Below are 4,714 nucleotides of genomic sequence, written 5' to 3' on the forward strand. Positions count from 1 at the left end.
ACCACGCACTGGGCCAGCAGCGACGACTTCCACCGCCGCTATCCGAAGGTCAGGCTCGATGCCGAGCGTATCTTCATCAGGGATGGCGACATCTGGACGTCGGCCGGCATCTCGGCCGGAATAGACCTGGCGCTCGCCCTTGTCGAAGATGACCTTGGCGCTGAGGTGGCGCGCCGCACCGCGCAGCAGATCGTCGTGCACCAGCGCCGGCCGGGCGGCCAGTCGCAATTCTCGGCCTTCGTCGAGCTGGGTGGGCGAACCGGCCGCTTCGCCGCGCTGATCGACTGGGTGCGGGCAAACCTGGCCAAACCGCTGACCGTCGAATGCCTGGCCGATCACGCGGCCATGAGTCCCCGCAACTTCGCCCGCGCCTTCACGGCCGAGACCGGCGTCACGCCGGCGAAGGCCGTAGAGCGCATGCGCCTTGAGACGGCCCGCACGGCGATCGAGACCAGCCATCTCCCGCTTGAGCGCATCGCCGAAACCGCCGGTTTTGGCGATCCCGGACGCATGCGGCGCGCCTTCCTGCGTACCCTTGGCCAGCCGCCGCAGGCGTTTCGGGCAGCCGCCGAACACAGGGAGCTTCAGCCGGGGCGGCCAAGCAGCGGCTCTGCCGGCTTAAGGGCCGTTCCGGTCCAAAGGCGGACAAAAGCGAATGGGCGCACTTGATCCATCGCCGAAGTTTCCCGAAAATCACCGAAAGCCGGTGCTGCCATCGGGGCGCGCGCCACTTTCGTTCTGTTGGACTGGATATTGCGGCGCCTGGCCTAATCGCCGCAGATGAGGAACCGGATAGCCATTATGAGGAGACTGTTTATAACGGTCGCTGAAATCGCGATGACCAAGGGGAGACGATGCGCTACATACGTCCGCTTTCAATAGAAGACGCCGTTGGCCAGTTGGCCGGGTCGGCTGGTACGGCCGCCATCCTCGCGGGAGGCAGCGACCTCCTGGTCAGGATGAAGGGCGGCTTTGCCGAACCAGAGCTGATCGTCGACATCAAGGCGATCGATGGCTTGAGCGAGATCCGGGAAACGGCTGAAGGCTTCAGCATCGGCGCGGCGGTTCCTTGCGCCGTCCTGGGGGAGAACACCGCCCTCAGGAAGGCATGGCCTGGCGTCGTCGAGGCGGCCAAGCTGATCGGCTCGAAGCAGGTGCAGGGACGCTGCACCATCGTGGGCAATCTCTGCAACGCCTCGCCGGCCGCCGACAGCGTGCCGGCGCTGGTTGCCGCCGGCGCCAAGGCTGTGGTCGTCGGGCCGGCGGGCCGGCGCACGATCCCCGTGCAGAGCGTGCCGACCGCGCCGGGCAGGACGTCGCTGGCCAAAGGCGAGATCATCGAGGCGATCCTGCTCGACAAGCGCGAGCCGCGCTCTGGCGATGCCTATCTGCGGTTCATTCCGCGCACCGAGATGGACATCGCGGTGGTCAGCGCCGGGGTGAACCTGACGCTCGACGAGCACGGGGTCGTCAAATCGGCCCGCGTGGCGCTGGGCGCCGTGGCGGCGACGGTGCTTCTGGTCGAAGAGGCGGCGGAGGTACTCATCGGCTCCAGGCTGGACGAGGCGACGCTGGAGCGGCTCGCCAAGGTTTGCGCGGGGGCATGCCGTCCCATCGACGACAAGCGCGGCACTATTGAATTCCGGAGGAAAGTTGCGGGCGTGCTGGCCAAGCGGGCCGCAACGACCGCCTATGCACGTGCAGGAGGCAAATGATGGCTGGTATAGCAGTTTCAACCACAATCAACGGCGACGCTGTCGAGTATCTTTGCCAGCCTGACGAGACGCTGCTTGACGTCCTGCGCGACCGGCTGGGGCTGACCGGCGCCAAGGAAGGCTGCGGCACCGGCGACTGCGGCGCCTGCTCGATCATCCTCGACGACCGGCTGGTGTGCTCGTGCCTGGTGCTCGGCGCCGAGGCTGAAGGCCGGCGCGTCGAGACCATCGAGGGCATGGCGCATGGCGATACGCTGCATCCGCTGCAGCAGAAGTTCCTCGAGCATGCGGCGCTGCAATGCGGCATCTGCACGCCGGGCTTCCTGATCGCGGCCAAGGACCTCCTGGCCAAGAACCCCGACCCGACCGAGGAGGAAATCCGCTTCGGCCTTGCCGGAAACCTGTGCCGCTGCACCGGCTACGACAAGATCGTGCGCGCCGTCCAGGACGCGGCCATCGTGATGAAGGGAGCCTGAGATGAATTTCGATCCACGTTTTTCCGGACGTAAATTCGCCTCCGTCGGCACACGTCCGATCCGTCCCGACGGCATCGACAAGGTGACGGGCCGCGCCCGCTACGGCGCCGACTTCAACATGGCCGGCCAGCTGGTCGGGCGTGTTCTCAGAAGCCCGCACGCCCACGCCAGGATCGTCAAGATCGACATTTCGAAGGCGGAAAAGCTCGCCGGCGTGAAGGCGGTGATCACCGCGGCCGACCTGCCGGACCTCACCGATGGCGATGCCGCCATGTACGACGTCCTCGACAATTGCATGGCGCGCACGAAAGCGCTCTATGACGGCCACGCGGTGGCTGCGGTCGCAGCGATCGACGCCCGCACGGCCAGGCAGGCGCTGAAGCTCATCGAGGTCGAATACGAGCTTTTGCCGCATGTCACTGATGTCGACGAGGCGGCCAAGCACACGGCGCCCTTGATCAATGATGCCATCTTCACCGAGGGGCTCGAGGAAAAGCCGGTAAAACCCTCCAACGTCACCAAGCGCAGCCAGTTTGGCCATGGCGATGTCCATCAGGGTTTCGGGCACGCCGACTTCATCGTCGAGCGTTCCTTCAAGACCGAGCAGACGCACCAGGGCTATATCGAGCCGCATGCCTGCGTGGCGAATTTCAGCTCGGACGGCACCGCCGACCTTTGGGTGTGCACGCAAGGCCATTTCGTCTACCGCCAGCATTGCGCCCAGCTGCTTGGCATGGAAGCCTCGAAACTGCGCGTCACCTCCTCGGAGATTGGCGGCGGTTTTGGCGGCAAGACCCATGTCTGGGCCGAGCCGGTAGCGCTGGCGCTGTCGCGCAAGGCCGGGCGGCCGGTGAAGCTGGTGATGACCCGCGACGAGGTGTTCCGCGCCTCGGGCCCGACCAGCGCCACCTCGATCGACGTCAAGATCGGCGCCCGCAAGGACGGCACTATCACTGCCGCCGAAGCGACGCTGCGCTACAGCTGCGGCCCGTATGCCGGCTCCTGGGCCGAGATCGGCGCCATGACCGCGTTCGCCTGCTACAAGCTCGATAACGTCAAGACGGTCGGCTACGAGGTGCTGGTCAACCGGCCGAAGACCGCTGCCTACCGCGCGCCTTCGGCGCCGATGGCGGCGTTCGCGGTGGAAAGCGCGGTCGACGAGCTGGCCAAGAAGATCGGCATGGACCCGGTCGACTTCCGCATCAAGAACGCCGCGCAGGAAGGCACACGATCCTCCTACGGCCCGGTCTACGGCCCGATCGGCATCGGCCCGACGCTGGAGGCGGTGAAGAGTCATCCGCACATGAAGGCACCGCTGGGTCCGAACCAGGGCCGTGGCATGGCTTGCGGTTTCTGGTTCAATTTCGGCGGCCAGACCTGCACCGACCTCAACATCGGCATGGACGGCTCGGTCTCGCTGGCCGTCGGCACGGTCGATGTCGGTGGTTCGCGCGCGTCGCTGTCGCTGGTGGCGGCGGAGGAACTCGGCATCGACTATTCCCAGGTCAAGGCGATCGTCGCCGACACGTCCAGCCTCGGCTACAACGACATGACGGACGGCAGCCGCGGCACCTTCTCGTCTTCCATGGCGACGATCTCGGCCGCCCGCAACGCGATCAAGATCTTGCGCGAGCGCGCCGCGCAGATGTGGGACATTGCCGTCGACGACGTGGTCTGGGAAAAGGGTCACGCGATTGCCAAGGGCGAGAAGCACGGCAATCTCGGCAAGCTGTCGCTGAAGGAGATCGCTGTCGAGTCGGGCAAGACCGGCGGACCGATCGCCGGTCACAGCGAGCTCGTCGCCGATGGCGCCGGCGTCTCCTTCGCCACCCATATCTGTGATATCGAGGTCGATCCCGAGACCGGCGCCGCCAGGGTCATCCGCTACACGGTGGTGCAGGATGCCGGCAAGGCGGTGCACCCGACCTATGTCGAGGGGCAGTACCAGGGGGGTGCTGCACAAGGCATCGGCTGGGCGCTCAACGAGGAGTATATCTACGGCAAGGACGGGCGGCTGCAGAACGCCGGCTTCCTCGACTACCGCATCCCGGTCTGCTCGGACCTGCCGATGATCGACACGCAGATCCTCGAAATCCCCAACCCCAACCACCCTTACGGGGTGCGCGGTGTCGGCGAGACGTCGATCGTGCCGCCGCTGGCGGCGATCGCCAATGCGGTGTCGAACGCCGCGGGCGTGCGCATGACGCATATCCCGATGTCGCCGCCGCGCATCCTGGCGGCGATCGAGGCGGAACGGGAATGGTCGAAGTAACGCTCTGGGGCTCGCTCGCCGCGACCGCCGGAGGCAACAGCAAGGTCGAGATCGAGGCCAAGGACATAAGGGAGCTGTTCAGGAAGCTGGCTGAACAGTATCCCGGCCTCGAGCCTTGGATCGACAAAGGCATCGCCGTCGCCATCGACGGGACGATCTATCGAGATACGTGGTCGAAGAAGCTGCCGCAGGGGGCGGAGATTTTTTTGCTGCCGAGGCTGGCGGGGGGGTAGGGGCGGCAGCCCCGCCGC

5 protein-coding genes are annotated in these 4,714 nt (G+C 66.1%); all 5 read left to right on the forward strand.

The window, feature by feature from the left end:
* Positions 1-669, forward strand: a 669-nt coding sequence (locus EN943_RS35090; protein WP_127416389.1) for a helix-turn-helix domain-containing protein, incomplete at its 5' end; no start/stop codon positions are given.
* 185 nt (positions 670-854) lie between these two features.
* Entirely contained in the window at positions 855-1,715 is an 861-nt protein-coding gene (locus EN943_RS35095; RefSeq protein ID WP_127416390.1) for a xanthine dehydrogenase family protein subunit M, read from the forward strand.
* Positions 1,715-2,191: a (2Fe-2S)-binding protein gene (locus EN943_RS35100; RefSeq protein ID WP_013530647.1), complete on the forward strand. Its 477-nt coding sequence runs from the start codon at positions 1,715-1,717 to the stop codon at positions 2,189-2,191. The genes EN943_RS35095 and EN943_RS35100 overlap by 1 nt, the downstream gene beginning before the upstream one ends.
* 1 nt (position 2,192) lies before the next feature.
* On the forward strand, positions 2,193-4,463 hold the full coding sequence (locus EN943_RS35105; RefSeq protein WP_127416391.1) for a xanthine dehydrogenase family protein molybdopterin-binding subunit: 2,271 nt from the start codon (positions 2,193-2,195) through the stop codon (positions 4,461-4,463).
* Positions 4,451-4,696, forward strand: coding sequence for a MoaD/ThiS family protein (locus EN943_RS35110; protein ID WP_127318017.1), 246 nt, complete (start codon positions 4,451-4,453; stop codon positions 4,694-4,696). Before EN943_RS35105 ends, EN943_RS35110 begins: the two co-directional genes overlap by 13 nt.
* Positions 4,697-4,714 lie beyond the last annotated feature (18 nt).

This window comes from Mesorhizobium sp. M7A.F.Ca.US.006.01.1.1, from assembly GCF_003997935.1.
GTDB lineage: Bacteria > Pseudomonadota > Alphaproteobacteria > Rhizobiales > Rhizobiaceae > Mesorhizobium.

Bases quoted from the DNA above. Each gene is read 5' to 3' on its own strand.
- EN943_RS35110 (WP_127318017.1), top strand. From the start codon at position 4,451: ATGGTCGAAGTAACGCTCTGGGGCTCGCTCGCCGCGACCGCCGGAGGC.
- EN943_RS35105 (WP_127416391.1), top strand. From the start codon at position 2,193: ATGAATTTCGATCCACGTTTTTCCGGACGTAAATTCGCCTCCGTCGGC.
- EN943_RS35095 (WP_127416390.1), top strand. From the start codon at position 855: ATGCGCTACATACGTCCGCTTTCAATAGAAGACGCCGTTGGCCAGTTG.
- EN943_RS35100 (WP_013530647.1), top strand. From the start codon at position 1,715: ATGGCTGGTATAGCAGTTTCAACCACAATCAACGGCGACGCTGTCGAG.